The sequence below is a fragment of the Mesorhizobium tianshanense genome, from assembly GCF_007830515.1.
Lineage (GTDB): Bacteria > Pseudomonadota > Alphaproteobacteria > Rhizobiales > Rhizobiaceae > Mesorhizobium > Mesorhizobium tianshanense.
This window is the reverse complement of sequence record NZ_VLKT01000012.1, coordinates 139,388-157,686: the sequence shown is the minus strand read 5'-3', so window position 1 is coordinate 157,686 and position 18,299 is coordinate 139,388. Positions and strand designations below refer to the sequence as shown.

The window sequence follows — 18,299 nt, the reverse complement described above, 5'->3', positions numbered from 1 at the left end:
CATGGTAGAACCACACCGACAGCGGCCCCGTCTCGAACACGACCCGCCAGGCATACGGTGCGCGCTTGCGGATCACCGCCGCGAGCAGTTGCGGGTCGGACGCGCACTTGCCCCGCCAAATCCTCTTGCCGTCCTGCCGGATCGAAATTGCCGTCTCTTTTATGGATACGTCGAGACCGATATACTGCTTCATGGCTGTCCTCCGTTCGATGCCTGGGCCCGGTGTCCATCGTGAGCCCGTTCTTCATCCTAGCGGGGGACAGCCAGCCGGCTAGAGCTCCGAACATCGCCGCCACAGCTTTGGTGGCCACCGCTCCCGCGATTACGTCATGTTCGTTCTGCGGTCGAATGGCATTGGAATCTCCGCCCGCTCCTGTGCCGACGCGCGCGGCGTCCGCGCGAAAACGATTTAACGTCATTTTCGGGCCGTAGTAGGGGACTCTAGCAAAAGTACACTTGGGGTGCCCGGCGCCGTCAACCGGAGCATTTGCATCCCTATCCCGAAAGCCCAGTCATTAGACTTATATCGGGGACGCCTACACGCTCTCGGCTCTCCCGCTCCGGCGCCTCAGCTTCGCGGCCAGGTCGGTCGGCACATCGGCTCGCTCGCCGGCATCAACCTCGGCCCCCTGCCCCCACGTTCAGCATCTGGCCCGTGCAACGGGGCGGTTCAGGGCAGTTGACGATCAGGCCTCGCCCTGTACCTGCCTGCGAATATCGTCAGCGAGTGGGTGCAGCGCTTCGGAGGGCAATGAGCCTACAAGACTGTAACCCATACCGTTCGACGCCCAAGCCCAGCCGTCAACCTTGCCTTGGGAATGGGGAGTCATCGTCCGCGTCTGGTCCACGGCCATCGGTCTTGTCAACATGACAAGGCGCGTGCCCTGGTCATTGTCATACATCAGCATCAGGCCGGCGCCGTGAGGTGTGGAAACGACGCGGCCACCCATCAGCCGATAGCCGGACTTCGACAGGTCTGGCAGGACAGGCTTGCGCCCCATCCGTTCAGTCGCCCAGCCAACCAGTTCGACCATATTGTCGGCCCGGAGCTCCACCGGCCTGGTCCTGTCTCCCGCATAGGTGGCGAAACTGTCAGAGGCTTCGCGACCGAGGGCGACCACACCTTCGGTTGGAGGGACCATCATATCGCGCATGTACCAGCCGCCGGATCCGCCAACGAACAGAAGCACGGCGGCGGCGGCAAGCCGCCAGTTAGAGACCCTGTTTTGCCGTCTGGTGGCAATGATGTGGTTGAGATTGAGCCTTGATGGCACTGGCTCGCCAGCGATGGGATCAAAAACGCCCTGCAAAAGAGTGCGCTGGATGGAATAGGAGGCAAAACGATTGGCGACATCCGGGTGCTTGTCGAGATACGCAGAGACTTCCTCGTTTCGGGCAGCGTCGAGCCGGCCGTCGATATAGGCGTGGAGATCGTCCTCGGTGATTGGCCTATCCGTCATTTCACTCTCCGCAGATGCGAGCCCGGTCTAACGCCCCTGGCGGGACTTTCCAAGATCTGCCGCAGGCGCTCACGCGCGCGCGACAGTCGCGACATCACGGTTCCGATCGGGATCGCCAGTACTTCGGCGACCTGGGCGTAGCTAAGGTCTTCGACAGCTACCAGCAGCAGCACGCTACGCGGTTCCTCCGGCAGTTGTTGGATCGCCGAGACGACGTCCGTTCTTGCAAGGTCGTCCTCCTGTGTCGGCGGATGCGCCATCAGATCGTCTGCGATCTCTTCTATGGCAACATGCTGACCGCGCCGGGCCGCCTGCCGCAGCCGGCTGACTGCAAGATTATGCAGGATCGCGAATACCCAGGTGCGGGCATCATCATTTCGGCGCCGGTGCCAATGAGAGATCACGCGTTCAAGGCAGTCCTGCACGAGATCGTCAGCAGCGACCGCATCGTGAACGAAACCACGGGCATAGCGTCGTAATGCCGGGATCATCGGTTCGACCTGGAAAAGAAGATCATCCATCGCACATCTGCTTCCCGTGGGTTGGCCCGCCCCGGCTGAGGCGAGCCATTTTCACTTACTCTGCCTGAACCTGAACAATCTTACCGGGCTTGCCATCGGCAGAGGTGGTGGCAACGACGAGATAGCGCTTCTCGTCCTTGTGCTTGGCTTCGACGATCTGTCGGATCGGACCGACCGCGTTAACAATAGCCGAACCGGCGGGATTGGTCATGAATGCCGCGAGGCCCTGGATCTGACCGGTGCCATCGGGCTTGTCGGAAAGCGCAAGCACGTAAGGCTTCTTCGGAACGAGGCCGGCGACGGCGGCCTGCAGAACCTGCGTCAGCCCCTGATTGAAGAGCGTAACGCTCGTCGACTGCTGCTTGTCCTTGTCACCCTTGGCCGCAAGCTTGAGGTGAGCGGCGTCTCCCGCCCCACCGAGCGGCACGAGGTTCTGCATCCCATCGCCTTCGGGCACCGCGTTCGGAACGTAGGCGACCGCCTGCGGCGCCTGGCCGATCGGGATGTTGGCGATAACCTTGTTGGTCAGCGTATCGATGACGGCGAACTGGTCGGCATTCTCGAGGCCAACATACACTCGCGTGCCATCGCCCGACGGCCAGATACCGTGCGGCAGGTTTCCGACCGGGATGGTCGCGACCTGCTCGAAATCATCCGTGCGATACACCTTCACTTCGTTCAGGCCACCCACGGTCACGTAAGCAAAACTGCCGTTCTTGTTGATGACGAGATTGACGTGGTTGGTGATCGGTCCGGTATCGATGGTCTTGATGAGGTCAAAGGGGGCCTCGGCATTGAAGACCTGCGTCTTGCCGACATCCTTCAGCGTGAACCAAACCTGCTTGCCGTCGGCGGAGGCGGCAATGTTCGGGCAGAATGGGCTTTCCTGTTTCACATGGCCGACAATCTGATGGTCTGCGACGGTGACGACGGCGACATCCGGATTGAAGGAAGAGCAGATATAGCCGTATTTGCCGTCCGGCGAGAAGATCTGCATGCCGGGGCCAGGAGCGACCGTGATCCGGGTCTTTTCTTCGAAAGTGGCCGCGTCGATCACGGAGATATAGTCTTCGCCGCGTACCGTCACCCAGACTTCCTTGCCGTCGGGCGTAAAGAAGGCCTCATGCGGGGATCGGCCGACATAGGTCGTGTGCTTCACGGCATTGGTCGCCGTATCTATGAAAGTAACCGAATTGGAGCCGATCGACACGATCGCGAGCGTCTTGTGATCCGGAGAGAAACCCATGCCGTGGACCAGGACCTGGCCCTTGTAGAGGGGGCTCAGGTTGCCTGGCTGTGGATCGCCGAGCCTGATGACGCCGAGGAGTTTATTGTCGACCGGGTCGGAAACCGAAACCGTGTTGGAGAACTGCTCGGCAGCATAGACGCGGTCCTTGTGGCTGATTGGAATGTCCGGGTCGAAGGCCAGGCCGGGCGCCTGGCCGGCAAAAGCTGCCACGGGGGCAATTACGGTGCTTGCCAGAAGAGCAAGGATCTTCAGGTTGGTTCTCATGTCTCGGTCCTTTTCAGTTGGCTGGTTTCATCATCATTATCTGCATGGCCGGGGCCGTTGATGACGTCTCTTCGTGAGGGCTCTGTTTTGTCTTCGCATCGTTGGGATCGACCTGCGTCGGCACCGCGTTGGAGGCAGGAAGCGGATCGCCAAGCGCCATGCGCATGGCCGCGATTTCCTGTTGCTGGTCGACAATGATTTCTTGCGCGATCCGCTTGAGTTGCTCGTTGTTGCCGTAGCGCAGGTAGGCGACGGCCATGTCGATCGCTCCCTGGTGATGCGGGAGCATCATCTCGACGAAATCGCGATTGACATCGCCTGTCGGCTTGACCGCCATGTCGTTCACCATTTTCACCATGGCTGCGTCGTTTTCCTGCAGAAACGGTGATTCGTCCGTCATGCCGGATACGGTCTCATGATGGTGGGCTGGCACATCCTGGGCAAAGGCCCACACCGAGACGACGGTGAGCAGCGATGTGGTTGCCAGAATACAGGTACTACGAAATAAGGCGGTCATCGTTATCTCCTGATCTCTCTCGAAGAGTTCAGAAGGGTAGACACCGCAGACAGCGGATTATTCCGGGCGAACTAAAATTTTTCTTGGCAATGCCGAACCGGGTCGAGTCGGCTGCAGCATTAAGATGAAGATGCAAGATGGGCGGCCTTGGATGTCGTCAACTAGAATCCATGCAGGCCATCGCGAAAGCTTTCCCTCTTAGTCGGCGCTAGCGCGCCTGTCGCGCGATCAGATAGGCTGTTGCGACGCATGCCCTGCGATACTTTGAAAGACATTGTCCTTCAGGGTGAGCAATCTATTCGATAACAGATCGTGATTACCGTTTTCGAACGCTGAGGCACGCTGTTGCAGCCCATCTGCCGAGATATAGTTGCTGCATTGCAGCCCGATGACGAACTGCTCAACGAGGTTGAGATCGTGCTAGACTCCACGGGGGTGGTGCATGGTCAGTTTGGATTCGTGGAAGCATACCAGGGCAAAAAGGCCGAAATCGAGGAATGGCTTTCAGACCCTCGCGAACCGGAGCGCGTATTTGCCGAGAGACACATGAGGGACTTAGACCGACAAATAGCAGCTGATCAGTGTCGCAGCATGGAGGAACACGAGCTTCGAAAGCGCGCGTACGAAAACTTGGCGGAAGATCAGGCCGCATGTGCTCCGGCCGAAGATGCCGACGGTCACTAGCGGCAGGTAAGAGGTCAACAACCGCTGGGCGATCAAAATGACGGACGGTCCGCTTCTAGAAAGCCATGCAAGCCCGCCCGTGCGCGCAACGACGATCGCTTCCCAGCGACGAGACTCGTCGCGCTCGCTGCGAGAATGTCAGCTTCTGGGAGATCTCCATGAGTGGAGAAACGTCCGGCATTGGGCGCAAAGCGGAACGGCGCTTATACAGCCGTGTTTCGGCCTTTTGAGCCGAGTTCCCGTGCTAGCTCAACGAATGCTCTGTGCGCTGCGGATGGATTCCGTCGTCCCGGGTAATAGATGCAGAGTTCGTCGGAAGGCGGCATCCATTCCTTCAGAACGCTGATCAACCGCCCTGCCTCAATATCCTCGCGCACGTCACGCTCCATTACGTAGCCCAGCGCCACGCCTTCGAGCACTGTGCCGCGGGACAGGCTTGCCTCATCCAAAGTCATCGGTCCGTTCACATCGATCAATAGTGGTTCCCCATCCTTCTCGAAGCGCCAGCGAAAGAGCGCGCCATTCGGCAGCCGGATACGGATACACCGATGTTGAAGGAGGTCAGTCGGCGTGGAAGGCGTACCATAGCTTTTGAAGTAGTCGGGCGAGCCTATGACCACATTTCTCTGCGGCCGACCCAGCGAGATCGCAATCATGTCACTCGGCACGAGGGTGGCGCGACGCACGCCCAGGTCGAAGCCTTCCGCGACGATGTCCAAGAGCCGTCCCTCGGTGACCAGATCGATATGGACTTGCGGGTAACGCCTGATGAACTCCAGAAGCAGGGGTGAAAGGATTTCTCGCGCGGCAGTGGCATAGGAATTGATGCGGAGCGTTCCCGTGGGGTTTGCCTGCTTTGAGCGCGCCGCATCCATGGCACCGTGGATGTCCTGCAACGCAGGACCGACGCTCTCGACGAACAGGCGACCGGCATCCGACAGAGATACGCTGCGGGTGGTTCGGTTGAACAAGCGAACGCCAAGGTGGGCCTCCAGCTTGCCGACGGCATTGCTAAGGGCAGTCGTCGACATTCCCAGTTCAAGCGCCGCGCCGCGGAAAGAGGATCTGCGAGCAACGGCTACGACAGCTTCCAGATCGTGAAGGCCAGGCCTCGCCATTATCCCACTTTCCGCAATTCGACATCCATATTTATCCCAATTATCCGAACATCGGAATACGCCTACTTGTGGAGCGAGCAATCCCCAAGAGGAGATGAGAGATGCAACTGCCTCAGGCGATCCAGGCTTATTTCGAAGCGGATCGGAAGAACAACTGCGAGGCTCTGCTGGCCTGCTTCGCGCCGAGCGCCGCTGTCCATGACGAGGGCCGCTCCCACTCCGGCCACTATGCCATTGGCAATTGGTGGGAGTACTCGAAAGCCAGGTACCGGCACGTCGCCGATCCGCTCGAGGCCCTCACCGACGAGCATGGGACGAAGGTGATCGCCAAAGTCACCGGCGAGTTTCCCGGCAGCCCTGCAAATCTCACCTACGTCTTCCGTCTGATGGGCGACAAGATCGCAGCCTTGGAGATCGGCGCATGAGCGACTTCCTGAATCTATCGGGCAAGCGCGCCCTGATCACTTCCGGCACAAAGGGAGCCGGTGCCGCAACCGTCGACCTGTTCCGCAAACTCGGCGCGCGTGTGCTGACGACGGCCCGCTCGGCCCCCGCGAACTCTTCAGCGGACCTTTTCGTGGCTGCCGATCTTTCCACCAGCGAAGGCTGCTTCACGGTGGCCGAAGCCGTCAGGGGGCAGTTGGGCGGCGTCGATATTATCGTTCACATGCTCGGCGGTTCTTCCTCACCGGCAGGCGGCTTCTCGGCGCTGGGCGACGGTGATTGGCACAAGGAACTCGATCTCAACCTGTTTCCCGCCGTGCGGCTCGACCGAGAACTGATACCGGGAATGATCGCGCAGGGAAGCGGCGTGGTGATCCACGTCTCTTCCATCCAGAGGCTGCTTCCCCTGCCGGACGCCACGACCGCATACGCTGCGGCGAAGGCGGCGTTGTCGACCTACAGCAAAAGCCTCTCCAAGGAGGTGTCGCCGAAAGGCGTGCGTGTCGTTCGCGTGTCTCCGGGCTGGATAGAGACCGAGGCTTCCGTCAAGCTCGCCCGACGTCTCGCGGATGAGGCAGGCACCGACGTTGAAGGCGGCAAGAAGATCATAATGGACTCCCTCGGTGGAATCCCCCTCGGTCGCCCCTCAAGCCCGGCCGAGATCGCCAATCTCGTTGCCTTTCTGTCTTCCGATCGTGCCTCTTCGATCACGGGTGCGGAGTACGTAATCGACGGAGGAACGGTGCCTACAGTGTAAAAAAGCCCCATGCTTGCCGGCTAGGCCGTGCTCCTCCAGACGCCCGTATGTTCATAGATCGCGTCACGTAGCTCCCTGACGTCACGGTTGATCTGGTTGAGATGCGCTGGGCTTTGTCCTGAGGAGGAAAGCAGAGCGTCAGCAAGGCAGCCTGCACGAGATCTGAGTTCGCGTCCCTTATCAGTCAGCGCAACCACAACCTGCCTCTCGTTCGCGGGACTCCGTGTCCGGCGCAGAAGTCCTGCCGCTTCGAGCCGTTTGAGCAAGGGCGTCAGAGTGCTCGACTCCAGCGCGAGCCTTTCGGCGATGCTGCCAACGGTCAGCTTGTCCTCGCGCCAGAGGACATTGAGTGCGAGGTATTGGGGATAGGTCAGGCCCAAATCGTCCAGCAGTGGCTTGTACACTCTCTGGATGGCCATGCCGGCAGAGTAGATCGCGTAACAGAGCTGATCGTCGAGCGGCAATGGGTTGTTGAGTTTTTTCGCCGGCATGGGTGGCTCTCCTTGGACCCTATATAGCCTACCCGATCCGAAAAAGAATATCGCGATAAAAATTATGCTGGACATATCGCGGCTGGAACCGTAGAGAAAGATATCGCGATAATTGTTATCGGATAAACAAGAGGAGATCAGCATGACTTCCAGGACGACCAACCTTCTGGCTGCAACTGCCGCCGCCGCAGGAATTGCCGCAGCCACGGCCACTCACTCTGCCGAGAGAATTCCCGACAACCAGACCGTCCAGAACGTGGTGCTGGTGCACGGCGCGTTCGCTGATGGATCGGGTTGGCGCGGCGTCTATGACGAACTGACCGCCCGCGGCTATCGTGTGTCGATCGTCCAGAACCCGCTCACCTCGCTTGCGGACGACGTTGCCGCAACCAAACGCATTCTTGACCGTCAGGATGGACCTGCGGTCCTTGTGGGGCATTCCTGGGGCGGCACGGTGATAACGGAAGCAGGTACCCATTCAAACGTGACAGGCCTGGTTTACGTATCGGCGTTGTCGCCAGATGTCGGAGAGACGACTGCGCAGCAGTACGAGGGTTACCAGACCCCGCCTGAATTTGTCATCGAAACTACCGCGGACGGCTTCGGCTTCGTTTCTCCCGACAGGTTCAAGATTGGCTTCGCCAACGACACGATGGACGCGGATGCCGCTTTCATGCGGGACTCTCAGGTGCCGATAAACATGTCCGCCTTCGCAACCAAGCTCGAGCATGCCGCCTGGCGAAGCAAGCCGAGTTGGGCAGTGATTGCAACCGACGACAAGGCCTTCGATCAACGTATGTTGCAAGCGATGGCGAAGCGCATCGGCGCGATAATCACGGAGGTCGCGGCAAGCCATGCGGTCTTTATGACTCAGCCAAAGGTCGTCGCTGACGTGATCGACGAAGCTGCCCGCAAGGGATCTGTCGAAGCGCAATAGTTCGGCCACGCGCCGTGTGCGGACATTTCGAGCTTTTAAGGTGTCAAAAACGAAAATACGGCCGCCGGATGGATCATCCGGCGGTTTTGTTTCGAGAGTGCTTCTCTAACGTCCGCAGACCACTGCCGGTTGTCTCGTTGAGGCGGCAATCCGGCAGAGGACTGCGCCGGCACTTCTACGACCAAGGCGGTCGAGGAATGTCCGGTTTCAGGCGGCTAATTCGGATACCGCCGAAACGACCGACTTGGGCGCGAACCGGACATGCGCCGAGCGGGTTCCGAACGTCGGGTTCCCATCCTGTTGCGACCTTGCGCGCGGTCCGATTTTTGATGCGCTGGTACGTGTTGAGATCTTTCAAGCCGGGGCAGTATCTCATCTCCCCGATTGATCGGATGGCCATGGTATAGCACCTACAATCGAGATCCCGCCAACAGCGCCACCGCTGACGCAGGCGCCACGCTGCTCGCTTCGCCGCGAACGGCGTCATCTGCGGGGATGATCTCGGCGAAGTCGACGAAACGGCGTTCCATGCGTTCGGCCAACCGCCTGATCTGCCAGCGGCCGGTTCCGGCGCCGACGATCGGGGCATCCCGGGCGAGCGGCCCGGCGACCAGCGACGCTGCGTCGTGGATATTGCGCAATTGCTGCTCGCTGAACCAACGCGCGACTTCGCGCCATTCCGGCGGCGTCAGGTCGGCGGCGTCGCGCCCGATCATGCGCGCCAGCCGCGCGATCGAACCATCGACGGTCTTTTCCTTGCCGTCGGCGGAAGCGTGCCTGTCGTCCTTTTCGTCGAGCACCCCCAGGATACGGTGCGCGTCGGCGATCGAGGCGAAATACTCGTTCATCAGTGGTGTCAGCCTGCCACGGACCGGGGCCGACGAGGCCACACCGAACAGGAACGTCCTGGTGAAGCCGGTATAGACCAGTTCGCCGCTCAGAAGCCGTTCGGCATCGGTGTAGCCGTCATTGGCGACGGCGCCATTGCTGACGGCGATGATGTCGGTGGTGGTCGAACCCATATCGACGAACAGGGCATCGCCGGCGCGCTTCGCCACCAGCGACGCTGTCGCGTGCCAGTTTGCGGAGGCGACAGCGTTGCCCAGCCGCGCCGCCTGCTCGACCCCGACAAAGCCGGAGCGCCCGGCATAGATCAGCTTTTCGCCTGGGAAACGGCGTGAAATCTCGTCCAGCAGGGCTGCGACGCCGGCATCGCGGGACGGAAAGATGTCGGCCAGTTCGCCGGTCATGGTGAATGCGTTGAGGTCGGCGCCCGCATAGATCGGAGCCGCTTCGTCGAATGCCGAGGTCAGGCTGTGGAGCCCTTGCCACAGCGGCGTGGCGATCGTTACCGCCTCGACGATGCGGCCGTCTTGCGCGCGCGTCACCTTCAGATGCGCGCCGCCGATATCGAAGCCGGCAATGATGCTCTTTCTTTTTTCCACACTTCAAGCTTTCATGACAGGGGACAGTTGGTCAGCGAGAAAAGCGTTGCGTATCATTCCGGTTCTCGACCTGAAGGGCGGCGAGGTGGTCCGCGCCCGGCAAGGAAAACGCGATCGCTACCGGCCGATCGTCACGCCGCTCAGCCAAAGTTCCGATGTCGTCGCGGTCACCGAAGGCCTGCGCGGGCTTTATCCTTTTCCAACCTTCTATATCGCCGACCTCGATGCCATCGAAGGCGGTACGCCGAACAGCGGCGCGCTTGCCCGGCTGCAGGCGATGGCGGAGCCGCCGGAGCTTTGGGTCGATGCCGGCATCGCCGACGAGAAAACACTTTCGGCAGCACTTGCCGAACGCCGGCTTTACCCGGTCCTGGGTTCCGAATCGCAGCAGGATGACGCGCTGCTCCGGCGTTTTTGCGATCATCCCGACCTTATCCTGTCGCTGGATTTCTTCGACGACGGATTTCGCGGTCCGCCATCGTTTCTCGACGAGCCGGAGCTTTGGCCGCAAAAGGTGATCGTCATGACACTGGCCAAGGTCGGCTCCGCCTCCGGTCCCGATTTCACGCGGCTCGAGGCAATCAAGGCGAAGGCTGGAGGCCGCTCGGTGATCGCGGCCGGCGGGGTGCGCAACGAGGCTGACATTCGCGCCCTTTCGTCACTCGGTATCGCCGCGGCGCTGGCCGCGACCTCGCTGCATGACGGCACGCTCACGCCCGGGCACCTCGCAGCGCTCGGCGCCTGACATTCGCGTGACCTCGAACTTCGGCCCTCGGAAACCTTGGTCTAAGGTCTGTTGACATTCAGGCCCTTACTCAGACCCCTTTGCGAGCGTTGGCGCTGCCCCTCACCTGCCTGCCGGCATCCTCTCCCCGTATAGTGACGGGGAGAGGGGCGCTGTCATCGCCGGTTTCGCTAATCACCAGCGTTGCAAGACGGGCGCCGAGGCTGCGGCCAGCCCCCTTCTCCCCGTCACTATACGGGGAGAAGGTGCCGGCAGGCGGATGAGGGGCGGCGCTGAGATCACCAATTGGCGAGGCCAGAACCGGAAGCGTGGGGCCGGCATCACCTGAATCTCAACACACCTTAGAGCGGCGACTCTCAAATCGAATCATGCCGCCGCTCTATCTCTTTGAGCACCGGAATTTCCAAAACCGGCTACCAACCCCGGGGCGGGCCCGAGGGCAGTTCTCTAAAGGCCCAGAAGCTTTTTCAGGCGGCGCAACAGACCCTCCGGCTCCGCCGGGGGTTTTGCCTGTGCGGGGCTGTCTCTTGTCTAAGCGGCGAACGGATGCTTCACCTGGTCCCGCTGGGACGTGGCTTCGGCGGCCGTCGGCGTTCCCGCGACCGCGCGTTGGATGGCTTCCTTCGTCGCCTCGTAATTGTACTTCTGGATCTTGGCGTCGTCCGCCGCGTCCCAGTGGATGAACACGCCGACGCAGATGAACAGATCGTCCGCCTCATTGGCAGGAATGACCCCGTCGGCGACGCTGTCCTGCACGGCCTTTGCAACCGCGTGCTGGGCCGGACCGAACATCTGCACGGCCTGCTTGGCGCCCTTGATCGTGACCTTGTTGAACATCACCGTATTGGGCTTGCACTGAAGATTGGGCGCGATCACCGCCAAAAGTGAGGTAAAGCCGTCCTTGTTGTTGGTGAGTGCGTTGCAAAATGCCGTTTCGACCGCGCTCCCCCGTGGGCCGATGAGCAGGTCGACATGCGCCACTTCGTTGCCGTCTCCCACCAGCGATTCACCGACCATTACTTTCGAGATCTTTGCCATGCCAATTTCCTCCAAGACACAATTATGGTGTCCAAAGACGCCGCAACCGAGCGAGCGCTCGATGGACAGCTATCCTTGTTGGCAGCGCCCGGATGTCCGGACCGGTTGGCTGGATAGCCGCGGAAGCCCGGCTTCCGCATCAGGAAGTCAACCACCAACGCTGCGATTATGCAAGGCGAACGCCGAGAAGGTGGACTAAAAGAGTAGCCACGGTCAGGTCGGCCGAGGTGCCGGGATTGATGTTGTCCGCCTTCAGCCGGCGGTCGAACTCCATGAGCAGGCGAATGCGTGACGGCTCGTCGCCGGCATGGAGCGCCGCCTGAACGGCAAGGGCTTCCTGCCGCGCCCGATCTGCGGCCTCGGCTCCGTGGTTGCGCACCACATGGCTGTCGGGGAAGCCCGCGAGAAACGCCATATAGGCGAACACCGTCGGCCACATGCCGTCTTCCCCGCGTGCCAACGCCGCTTCCAGCGCCGCAAGCCCGACGCCGAACACGTCGCCGAAACAGGTGACATACTGGCGGGCGATCATGTCGCGGTCGGCCGCCTCCCGCATCGCTTCGATAAGATGAACCTTCGGTTCCTGCCGCACATCGTTCGCGGCCTCTCCCAGGCCGCCTGGCGCAGCCGCGACGATCGCCTCGAACACCGCCCTGGTGTCGTCCATGCTCATCGCGCGCAGCACCGCGTCGAGATTATCATGCAGTCGATTGTCGTGCAGTCGAGTGTCGTGCAGTGGGGCGCCCGTCATTTCGGCGGCGCGTATCAGAGGCCCCGTCAGAAGGATGATGCCGAGATTGGTGTTGGTCGCGACCGCCAGACGTGTCGCGCGGACCGCTTCCAGCATGCGCTGTCCGACCGGCAGGCCAGGATCGGTCAGCGGCGCGGACGAGACCTCGGCGCTCATCATGAACTGGGCCGCGGACATGCCGTGCCCGTCGGCGAACAGATGGACGTTGCCCGGTTTCAACGCCTCGATCTCCATGCGGCAGGCATCCTCGTAGGCAGCCCGGAGGCGTTCTCGCGAAAGCGCCCGGCTCGTCACGAATTCGCCGGCGCGGTGAAACGGTAGGGGCGCGCCGTCGCCGCTTCGGTTCGATCGGCCAGGAATTTCAGCAGGGCGTCGGCAATCGCATCGGCGATGTTCACCGCGACGACCGATTGAAGCCCGGACCAGGCGGGCATGCTGTTGACCTCCAGCACGAACAGGCGGCCGTCGGCCGCCGGCACGATGTCGACGCCGGCGAAATCCGCGCCGATAGCGGCAGCGGCTTCTTTTGCCAGCGCCGCCAATTCGGGTTCGCCATGCCCCGAAACCAGCCCCGAAACCAGCTCGGGCACGGCTCCGCGATTGACGTTGGTGATCCAGTCGTCGCCACGGCGGCACATCATCGCCAGAACCTGGCCGGCGCAGACGAAAACGCGAAAATCGCGGAAAGGAGGGCCGGGACGCGGCACGTAGTGCTGGAGATAATAGACGCCGTTGACCTCGTCCTCGGCCGGGAGATCGGACAGCGTTTCGATCAGCCTGATGCCGCGGCCCTGCGCGCCGAAAAGCGGCTTCAGCACCAGCGGCGTGAACGGCAGTTCGCGCTCGGCGACCGCTTCGGCCATGGCACGTCCCTCGACCGCGAATGTCGGCGGCGTCGGCAGGCCGGCATTGTTCAGAAGGAACGTCGTCATCGACTTGTCGACGCAGCGTTCTATCGCCTGTGCGGAATTCCACACCGGAATTGTAAGCTTGCCGAATGCGTGCAGCACGCCGAGGCGCCGGGTGACCGCTTCGAACGATCCGGCGGCGATCGAACGGACGAGCACGGCGTCGGGCAGCGTGCCGCCGAAACCGGGAATCGAAAGTCCGCTCGGGCTGCCGGTGTCGAACGCAATCGCCGCCAGGGGCACGGTTGCGACCATGGCGCCCCGCCGCTCCAGCCTTGCCGCCAGGCCCTTGGAGCGGGTGTCGGAATTGTCGCTGGCGATCAGGATGCGCGGGATCATGCAGCGCCTCGGATACCGGTATACCGAAGGCGTGGGCGGTTCCATACCAGTTGCACCACCATGTCTAACCGAGGCTCCGTTCGAGCATCCGCAGATCACGCTCGCCGGCGCGAAACGTGTCGCCGGTCTCGATTGCCGTCACGATCACTTCTGCCGGGCTGAACAGCAGCGGATCGATGGCATAGAAATCACCCTTGAACCGCTTGAAGATCTCGGCGAAGGGATGGCCATGGTCCCGCGAGGCGCGGCTCGGCAGTCGCTCCGCGAGCTCCCCGGCCTCTTTCGACGAGCCTTTTACGAAGAGCTGGACGCTGCCGCCATAGATGATGGCGTCGTTGGTTCTGCCCATGGCGGTCAGAAAATCTGGATGGGGGGCGGGGATGGGTGCCGCGCCGATGCCGTCGACAATGTTCTCCAGCGGAAATTTGAGATCGTTGGCCTTGTGCAAGGCAACCTCGAGCGAGCGCGCAACGATCTGCACGCCGCCCGCAAGGCTTTGTGTCGGCGCATAGAGGAAGGTGAGCTGTTCGGTTGCCAGTCCGGTCGCCTTGCCGACTTTCTCGACGATCGCTCGGGGCGGCGGTTCGGCCGTCTCCAGGATAAGCACGGCGGATGACGCGGTGTCGCGATAGGAAAGTGCTTCGAACAGCGGTTCGACGCGGGCGAGCGCCCGTGCCGGTCCCGATCCCATGGCGAAATAGTCCTGGCTCGACAGATTCCAGCCCGCATACTGGCTGCCCAGGCAGGCAAGCACCGGCTGCGAAGACCGCACTTCGACGGTGAACGGCCATTTCTGCGACGCGCGGTCCATGAACGCCGAAACGATGGCGAGACCGCCCATCGCGGCTTCCGCCATGCGCAGCCCCGCCTCGACGCCGCCGGCGGCCTTGGCGCCGGCATCGATCAGGCACTCGCCCAATGGCCCCCTGGAAACGGCGATACGCAGGCGTTCGGCGTCGCCGATCATGCCGTCGACGATGCGCTGCGCATTGTCGTTGAGGAATGCCGAACCATCTTTCATGTCCGGTCTCCTTCCCATTGGTGTTGCAATCGGCTGGCCTGTCCCTTGATGAGCCGCCTCGTCAAATCGGCGCTCGGACCGCGCGCGAAGACGGTGCAGACAGGGTCGCCGGCAATCAGACGGGTGCCGGGCGACTGATGGTCGGCAGTCCATTCAGGCCAGGCAATCGATGGAAAGCGGGCGATCGGCGCCGCGGCGTAGGTCACCATCGATGCCATCGAATCGACGAAGCGCGGCAGGCGGTAGGCCCTGCCTGCCGCGGCGCGCAGATGCGCTTCGATCAGTGGCGCGTCGGCATCGTCGAAAATGTCGAGCGTGGCGCCTGGCCGCGGATTGATCTCGATGAGCGTGTGGCCGTCCGGTCCGCGAATGAGATCGGCGCTGCACAATCCGACCAGACCGGCCCGGCGCGCCAGACCTGAAAGCCAGCCGCGGATGATTTCAGCTTGCCTGCGGTCGAAGCGTCTCAACCGCACGGCGCCGCCGTAGCGATAGGGCGCTGCCGGGGCAGGGGACGCCCATTGCCGGCTGAAGCCGACGATATCAGCGGCCTGGCCGTCGCCGACGAACAGGGCCGAGATGCTGCGGCCGGCAACGAAACGCTGGAAATAGCGACCGGCGGCCGGGGTTTCTCCGGCGGCCCGTCTGATATGTCCGCCGCCGGCGCCGCCCGCGGTCTTGACCACCCAGTTCTCCGGATCAGGCGGCCGGTCCCATCGGAATTCCGGATGCGGGATGCCGAGTTCGGCGCAATCGGCGGCCAGCGCTTGCGGGTCCTTGATCCTGCGGATCGCGGCGCCGTTGTTGCCGGCGAGCTGAAAATGGCGCGCGATCTCGTCGACGGTCTCCGTCATCCGCTCGAAGCCCGAGCCCAGGATGATGGCGACCGGCCGGTCGTCTCCAGCCAATTGCCGAAGCGTCTCGATGATGCGCTCGCCGTCGACGCCGCGCTGCAGGTCGCCCGGCAGCATCGTCGCGCGTTCTGCGAGCGCGACCGTGTCCGTATCGCAAAAGAAATCGGCGACCAGCGGACGATAGCCGGCGCGGCGCGCGGCGGCAGCCAGCGCCCGGCCTGAAATCGCCGCGATCAGGAGAGATCCGGCGCTATTTGGCGATTTCGCGTGCAAGGGAAAACGCTTCCTGGAAATCGAGCGTGATCGTTTTTTCGGATTCGATCATTCTTTTGAAGAGGCCGAACTCGACCTTATATTTCACGTTGCCGATGGCCAGCGGACCAATGCCGACAGCTTTTGCCGCTTCGAGCGGATCGCCGTTGGCATTGACGGCCACGCCTTCGATGCCGGCCGGCGGAACCGCATTGACGTCGGCGGCAATGAGCAGGCCGTCGCCTTTCAACTGGGCTTTCGAAACCACCTGGACGCCGGCCTTGGCGCAGGCCAGGATCACTTCGCTTGCCTCGACCAGCTTGGTCTTGCGGGCGTCGCTCGATCCGTCGGCCGCGTCCACGGAGATCTTGAATCGGCTTTCGATCTCGGCCGCGATCTGCTTGACCCGTTCGATGCCGTCATGGCCGACAAGCGTGACCTTGGCGCCTTCCCTGGCGGCGATGACGGCGGTGCAGAAGCCGACAACGCCGGTGGCGCCGAAAACAGCAACCCTCGTGTCCTTGAGCCCACGCGTGAATTTTGTCTCCAGCGCTTTTTCGACCTTGGCCACCATCGCCGCGGCCGTGGTGAACGAGCCGGCCGGATCGGCGAAGACCGAAACCTGGAAAGGCGGCACCATCGCCTTCTTTGCTGCGTCGAACATGTCGAGCGCCAGCGAGGCATCCTTGCCGGCGATGAAGATGCCGGTGTCGACGCCCGCATCGGGCGGGCGCGAGAAGATCGCGTCCTGCACGAGGCCCGTCACCTCGTCGAGGCTTACATCGACATAGGGGACGACGGCGTCGAAGCCTGCATCGAGCGCCATGTTCACGTCGAAAGGGCTCATGTGCTTCAACGGCGTCAGCATGTGCAGGATATGTTTGCGGGCCATTTCTCGCCTTTCTGCTTGAACGTGATCGTGTTGCCGACGCGTCAGCTGCCGACGAGATCGAGCCTGGTCGAACTGATCTTCGCGCCGGAATTCCTGCCCTTGACAATTCTGATCTCGATGCCGTCTTCAACGGTCTGCCGAACCGCGCCGACGAACCTGACCGCGGCGTCTTGCGACGGGGCGAAGGCAAACCCTGTCGGCCCCCACGAGCTCTGGCCGATGCCGACGGCGCCTGCTCCGTTGAGACCGTGGGCCACTGTCTCGACCCGCTTGGAGGTGAACACGCCGCCCTGCGCCGGGGCGAAATGGGTGCCGATCAGCATCTGGATCGCGGCGACGGCGGCGCCGAAGGCTGGAAGGTCATGCTCGACCAGGGCAGGCATGATGCCCATCAGCACCCGCCGGCAGATCTCCCCGCTGCCGGATGCCGGGAAGGGCGGCAGCGCACGAAACGCCGCGATCTCGGCATCGCCATGCAGGCCATGCCCGCCATGGTCGAGGATCAGGATGACGCGCCATTCTTCCGGGAACGGCAGGCGCGCCACGACCGGCGGCGGCCTGCCGCTGTCGTCCTTGCCGGCGTCGACAATGACGCCACCGCGTTCGAAACTGGCGATGCCGATGCCGGACCGGCCGCCGCGCTCGAGCAGGGTCGCGTCGCCGCCGATGTCGAGAGGCAGGTTGTGAAGCGTGCGCAGCGCCGAGGCGACGGCAAGGGCGATCTGCGTGCCGGAGCCCAGGCCGGCATGGCTCGGGATCGACTGTTCGACCACCAGACGGTGCTGGCCGCGAATGCCGAGATGCCTGCAGAGCGCCGACAAATGCTCGCCGGCGCGACGGCTCTCTGTGCCTTCGACGATGGTCTCGCCGGACCGCGACAGGGTGACGACGGTTTCGGGTTCGCTCAGCGGAAGCCCGACGCTGCCAAAGCGGCGCCCGGCATCGCCATTGAGATCGAGGAAGCCAAGATGCAGGCGGGCGGGCACTCGTATGGTAACAGAATTCGACATCTACCCCCCGATGGGTGCATCATAGACGCATCATGGAAGTTTAGGTGCCCGTCGCCATGATAGCTGTTTTCGTCGAAGGGGCAAGCCGGAGAGAGCATTCGTTTTATCTACTTTGGTCCCGGCGGAGACAGACCGGGCAAGTCGCGGAGGTCGAGATGAGCGAGACAGCCAGGGAGAAGGTCTATTCGGAAGCCGAGATTGCCGACCGGCTCGAGAAGGAGCTGCCGAAATGGCGCTACGAGAACGGCTGGATCCGGCGCAAATACAAGACCCACAGCTGGAAATCGACACTGATGGTCATCAACACGGTCGGCCATCTCGCAGAGGCGGCGTGGCACCATCCCGATATCACGGCCTCCTATGCCTGGGTCGAGGTGCGCCTGATGAACCACGCAGCGAAGGGCATCACCGACAAGGACTTCGAGCTCGCCAAAAAGATCGAGGATGTCGTCCAGTGGCAGCCGGCCAAGGAAGGCGGCGCGCTGGAAGGCACTCCGCCGACCGATCAGCGCTTCGCTTACATCAAATATGATTAAGCGCGGTCGGAATTTGTTGATAGCTTATGAAAACATTCGCTAATCTGCTGAAAGACCGTTTGGAAA

At 62.2% G+C, this 18,299-nt stretch carries 20 protein-coding genes and 1 pseudogene; 6 read left to right on the top strand and 15 right to left on the bottom strand.

All coding sequences use genetic code 11. The features are described 5' to 3' along the window. From IQ26_RS12105 to IQ26_RS12085, 5 genes and pseudogenes are all read right to left on the bottom strand, one after another. A pseudogene (locus IQ26_RS12105) lies at positions 1-193 on the bottom strand (IS110 family transposase); the annotation flags it as partial. Between the two features lie 493 nt (positions 194-686). Further along, positions 687-1,460: an anti-sigma factor family protein gene (locus tag IQ26_RS12100; RefSeq protein ID WP_145717175.1), complete on the bottom strand. Its 774-nt coding sequence runs from the start codon at positions 1,458-1,460 to the stop codon at positions 687-689. Continuing rightward, on the bottom strand, positions 1,457-1,981 hold the full coding sequence (locus IQ26_RS12095) for a sigma-70 family RNA polymerase sigma factor (RefSeq protein WP_145717173.1): 525 nt from the start codon (positions 1,979-1,981) through the stop codon (positions 1,457-1,459). The genes IQ26_RS12100 and IQ26_RS12095 overlap by 4 nt, the downstream gene beginning before the upstream one ends. 55 nt (positions 1,982-2,036) lie before the next feature. Continuing rightward, positions 2,037-3,494, bottom strand: coding sequence for a YncE family protein (locus tag IQ26_RS12090; RefSeq protein WP_145717166.1), 1,458 nt, complete (start codon positions 3,492-3,494; stop codon positions 2,037-2,039). Positions 3,495-3,507: 13 nt separating this feature from the next. After that, positions 3,508-4,011, bottom strand: coding sequence for a DUF305 domain-containing protein (locus tag IQ26_RS12085; protein ID WP_145717164.1), 504 nt, complete (start codon positions 4,009-4,011; stop codon positions 3,508-3,510). A 345-nt stretch (positions 4,012-4,356) separates the two neighbouring features. Between IQ26_RS12085 and IQ26_RS12080 the strand changes: the two genes are divergently transcribed. Next, on the top strand, positions 4,357-4,695 hold the full coding sequence (locus tag IQ26_RS12080; RefSeq protein WP_145717161.1) for a hypothetical protein: 339 nt from the start codon (positions 4,357-4,359) through the stop codon (positions 4,693-4,695). 203 nt (positions 4,696-4,898) lie between these two features. On the opposite strand, the gene IQ26_RS12075 is transcribed toward IQ26_RS12080, so the two are convergent. Beyond that, positions 4,899-5,813 (bottom strand): LysR family transcriptional regulator, encoded by a 915-nt coding sequence (locus tag IQ26_RS12075; protein ID WP_145717157.1) that lies wholly within the window; start codon positions 5,811-5,813, stop codon positions 4,899-4,901. Positions 5,814-5,914: 101 nt separating this feature from the next. Between IQ26_RS12075 and IQ26_RS12070 the strand changes: the two genes are divergently transcribed. Both IQ26_RS12070 and IQ26_RS12065 read left to right on the top strand, forming a co-directional pair. Beyond that, positions 5,915-6,238 carry a nuclear transport factor 2 family protein gene (locus tag IQ26_RS12070; RefSeq protein ID WP_145717154.1) on the top strand — a complete coding sequence of 108 codons (324 nt, stop codon included), beginning with the start codon at positions 5,915-5,917 and terminating at the stop codon, positions 6,236-6,238. Next, positions 6,235-7,014 (top strand): SDR family oxidoreductase, encoded by a 780-nt coding sequence (locus tag IQ26_RS12065; protein ID WP_145717152.1) that lies wholly within the window; start codon positions 6,235-6,237, stop codon positions 7,012-7,014. Before IQ26_RS12070 ends, IQ26_RS12065 begins: the two co-directional genes overlap by 4 nt. A gap of 20 nt (positions 7,015-7,034) precedes the next feature. Here the strand turns inward: IQ26_RS12065 and IQ26_RS12060 are convergent, their stop codons facing one another. After that, complete coding sequence (locus IQ26_RS12060; RefSeq protein ID WP_145717150.1) at positions 7,035-7,505, bottom strand: MarR family winged helix-turn-helix transcriptional regulator; 471 nt, start codon at positions 7,503-7,505, stop codon at positions 7,035-7,037. Positions 7,506-7,647: 142 nt separating this feature from the next. Here IQ26_RS12060 and IQ26_RS12055 point away from each other — a divergent pair, with 142 nt between their 5' ends. After that, on the top strand, positions 7,648-8,442 hold the full coding sequence (locus IQ26_RS12055) for an alpha/beta fold hydrolase (protein WP_145717148.1): 795 nt from the start codon (positions 7,648-7,650) through the stop codon (positions 8,440-8,442). Between the two features lie 410 nt (positions 8,443-8,852). Here the strand turns inward: IQ26_RS12055 and IQ26_RS12050 are convergent, their stop codons facing one another. Further along, the gene (locus IQ26_RS12050; protein ID WP_145717146.1) at positions 8,853-9,887 is read right to left on the bottom strand and encodes a hydantoinase/oxoprolinase family protein; all 1,035 of its coding nucleotides are present in this window, start codon (positions 9,885-9,887) and stop codon (positions 8,853-8,855) included. Positions 9,888-9,933: 46 nt separating this feature from the next. Between IQ26_RS12050 and IQ26_RS12045 the strand changes: the two genes are divergently transcribed. Next, positions 9,934-10,632: a HisA/HisF-related TIM barrel protein gene (locus IQ26_RS12045; protein WP_240547088.1), complete on the top strand. Its 699-nt coding sequence runs from the start codon at positions 9,934-9,936 to the stop codon at positions 10,630-10,632. A gap of 531 nt (positions 10,633-11,163) precedes the next feature. On the opposite strand, the gene fae is transcribed toward IQ26_RS12045, so the two are convergent. The 7 genes from fae to IQ26_RS12005 all read right to left on the bottom strand — a co-directional run bounded on the left by fae (position 11,164) and on the right by IQ26_RS12005 (position 17,697). After that, positions 11,164-11,670, bottom strand: coding sequence for a formaldehyde-activating enzyme (gene fae, locus IQ26_RS12035; protein WP_145717140.1), 507 nt, complete (start codon positions 11,668-11,670; stop codon positions 11,164-11,166). A gap of 166 nt (positions 11,671-11,836) precedes the next feature. Next, entirely contained in the window at positions 11,837-12,655 is an 819-nt protein-coding gene (locus IQ26_RS12030; RefSeq protein WP_145717137.1) for a triphosphoribosyl-dephospho-CoA synthase, read from the bottom strand. A 56-nt stretch (positions 12,656-12,711) separates the two neighbouring features. After that, positions 12,712-13,668, bottom strand: coding sequence for an ATP-grasp domain-containing protein (locus IQ26_RS12025; protein ID WP_145717134.1), 957 nt, complete (start codon positions 13,666-13,668; stop codon positions 12,712-12,714). A gap of 64 nt (positions 13,669-13,732) precedes the next feature. Beyond that, positions 13,733-14,689, bottom strand: coding sequence for a methenyltetrahydromethanopterin cyclohydrolase (gene mch, locus IQ26_RS12020; RefSeq protein WP_145717131.1), 957 nt, complete (start codon positions 14,687-14,689; stop codon positions 13,733-13,735). Continuing rightward, positions 14,686-15,816, bottom strand: a complete 1,131-nt coding sequence (locus IQ26_RS12015) for an ATP-grasp domain-containing protein (RefSeq protein ID WP_240547087.1) — start codon at positions 15,814-15,816, stop codon at positions 14,686-14,688. The genes mch and IQ26_RS12015 overlap by 4 nt, the downstream gene beginning before the upstream one ends. Continuing rightward, the gene (locus tag IQ26_RS12010; RefSeq protein WP_145717127.1) at positions 15,794-16,687 is read right to left on the bottom strand and encodes an NAD(P)-dependent methylenetetrahydromethanopterin dehydrogenase; all 894 of its coding nucleotides are present in this window, start codon (positions 16,685-16,687) and stop codon (positions 15,794-15,796) included. Before IQ26_RS12010 ends, IQ26_RS12015 begins: the two co-directional genes overlap by 23 nt. A gap of 41 nt (positions 16,688-16,728) precedes the next feature. Beyond that, on the bottom strand, positions 16,729-17,697 hold the full coding sequence (locus IQ26_RS12005; RefSeq protein WP_145717123.1) for a beta-ribofuranosylaminobenzene 5'-phosphate synthase family protein: 969 nt from the start codon (positions 17,695-17,697) through the stop codon (positions 16,729-16,731). A 155-nt stretch (positions 17,698-17,852) separates the two neighbouring features. Here IQ26_RS12005 and IQ26_RS12000 point away from each other — a divergent pair, with 155 nt between their 5' ends. Continuing rightward, positions 17,853-18,233, top strand: a complete 381-nt coding sequence (locus IQ26_RS12000; protein ID WP_126043440.1) for a 4a-hydroxytetrahydrobiopterin dehydratase — start codon at positions 17,853-17,855, stop codon at positions 18,231-18,233. The last annotated feature ends 66 nt before the right edge of the window (positions 18,234-18,299 follow it).

Bases quoted from the DNA above. Each gene is read 5' to 3' on its own strand.
- IQ26_RS12030 (WP_145717137.1), bottom strand. From the start codon at position 12,655: ATGGAGATCGAGGCGTTGAAACCGGGCAACGTCCATCTGTTCGCCGAC.
- mch (WP_145717131.1), bottom strand. From the start codon at position 14,689: ATGAAAGATGGTTCGGCATTCCTCAACGACAATGCGCAGCGCATCGTC.
- IQ26_RS12070 (WP_145717154.1), top strand. From the start codon at position 5,915: ATGCAACTGCCTCAGGCGATCCAGGCTTATTTCGAAGCGGATCGGAAG.
- IQ26_RS12085 (WP_145717164.1), bottom strand. From the start codon at position 4,011: ATGACCGCCTTATTTCGTAGTACCTGTATTCTGGCAACCACATCGCTG.
- IQ26_RS12025 (WP_145717134.1), bottom strand. From the start codon at position 13,668: ATGATCCCGCGCATCCTGATCGCCAGCGACAATTCCGACACCCGCTCC.
- fae (WP_145717140.1), bottom strand. From the start codon at position 11,670: ATGGCAAAGATCTCGAAAGTAATGGTCGGTGAATCGCTGGTGGGAGAC.
- IQ26_RS12095 (WP_145717173.1), bottom strand. From the start codon at position 1,981: ATGGATGATCTTCTTTTCCAGGTCGAACCGATGATCCCGGCATTACGA.
- IQ26_RS12005 (WP_145717123.1), bottom strand. From the start codon at position 17,697: ATGTCGAATTCTGTTACCATACGAGTGCCCGCCCGCCTGCATCTTGGC.
- IQ26_RS12055 (WP_145717148.1), top strand. From the start codon at position 7,648: ATGACTTCCAGGACGACCAACCTTCTGGCTGCAACTGCCGCCGCCGCA.
- IQ26_RS12010 (WP_145717127.1), bottom strand. From the start codon at position 16,687: ATGGCCCGCAAACATATCCTGCACATGCTGACGCCGTTGAAGCACATG.
- IQ26_RS12075 (WP_145717157.1), bottom strand. From the start codon at position 5,813: ATGGCGAGGCCTGGCCTTCACGATCTGGAAGCTGTCGTAGCCGTTGCT.
- IQ26_RS12090 (WP_145717166.1), bottom strand. From the start codon at position 3,494: ATGAGAACCAACCTGAAGATCCTTGCTCTTCTGGCAAGCACCGTAATT.
- IQ26_RS12000 (WP_126043440.1), top strand. From the start codon at position 17,853: ATGAGCGAGACAGCCAGGGAGAAGGTCTATTCGGAAGCCGAGATTGCC.
- IQ26_RS12100 (WP_145717175.1), bottom strand. From the start codon at position 1,460: ATGACGGATAGGCCAATCACCGAGGACGATCTCCACGCCTATATCGAC.
- IQ26_RS12060 (WP_145717150.1), bottom strand. From the start codon at position 7,505: ATGCCGGCGAAAAAACTCAACAACCCATTGCCGCTCGACGATCAGCTC.
- IQ26_RS12065 (WP_145717152.1), top strand. From the start codon at position 6,235: ATGAGCGACTTCCTGAATCTATCGGGCAAGCGCGCCCTGATCACTTCC.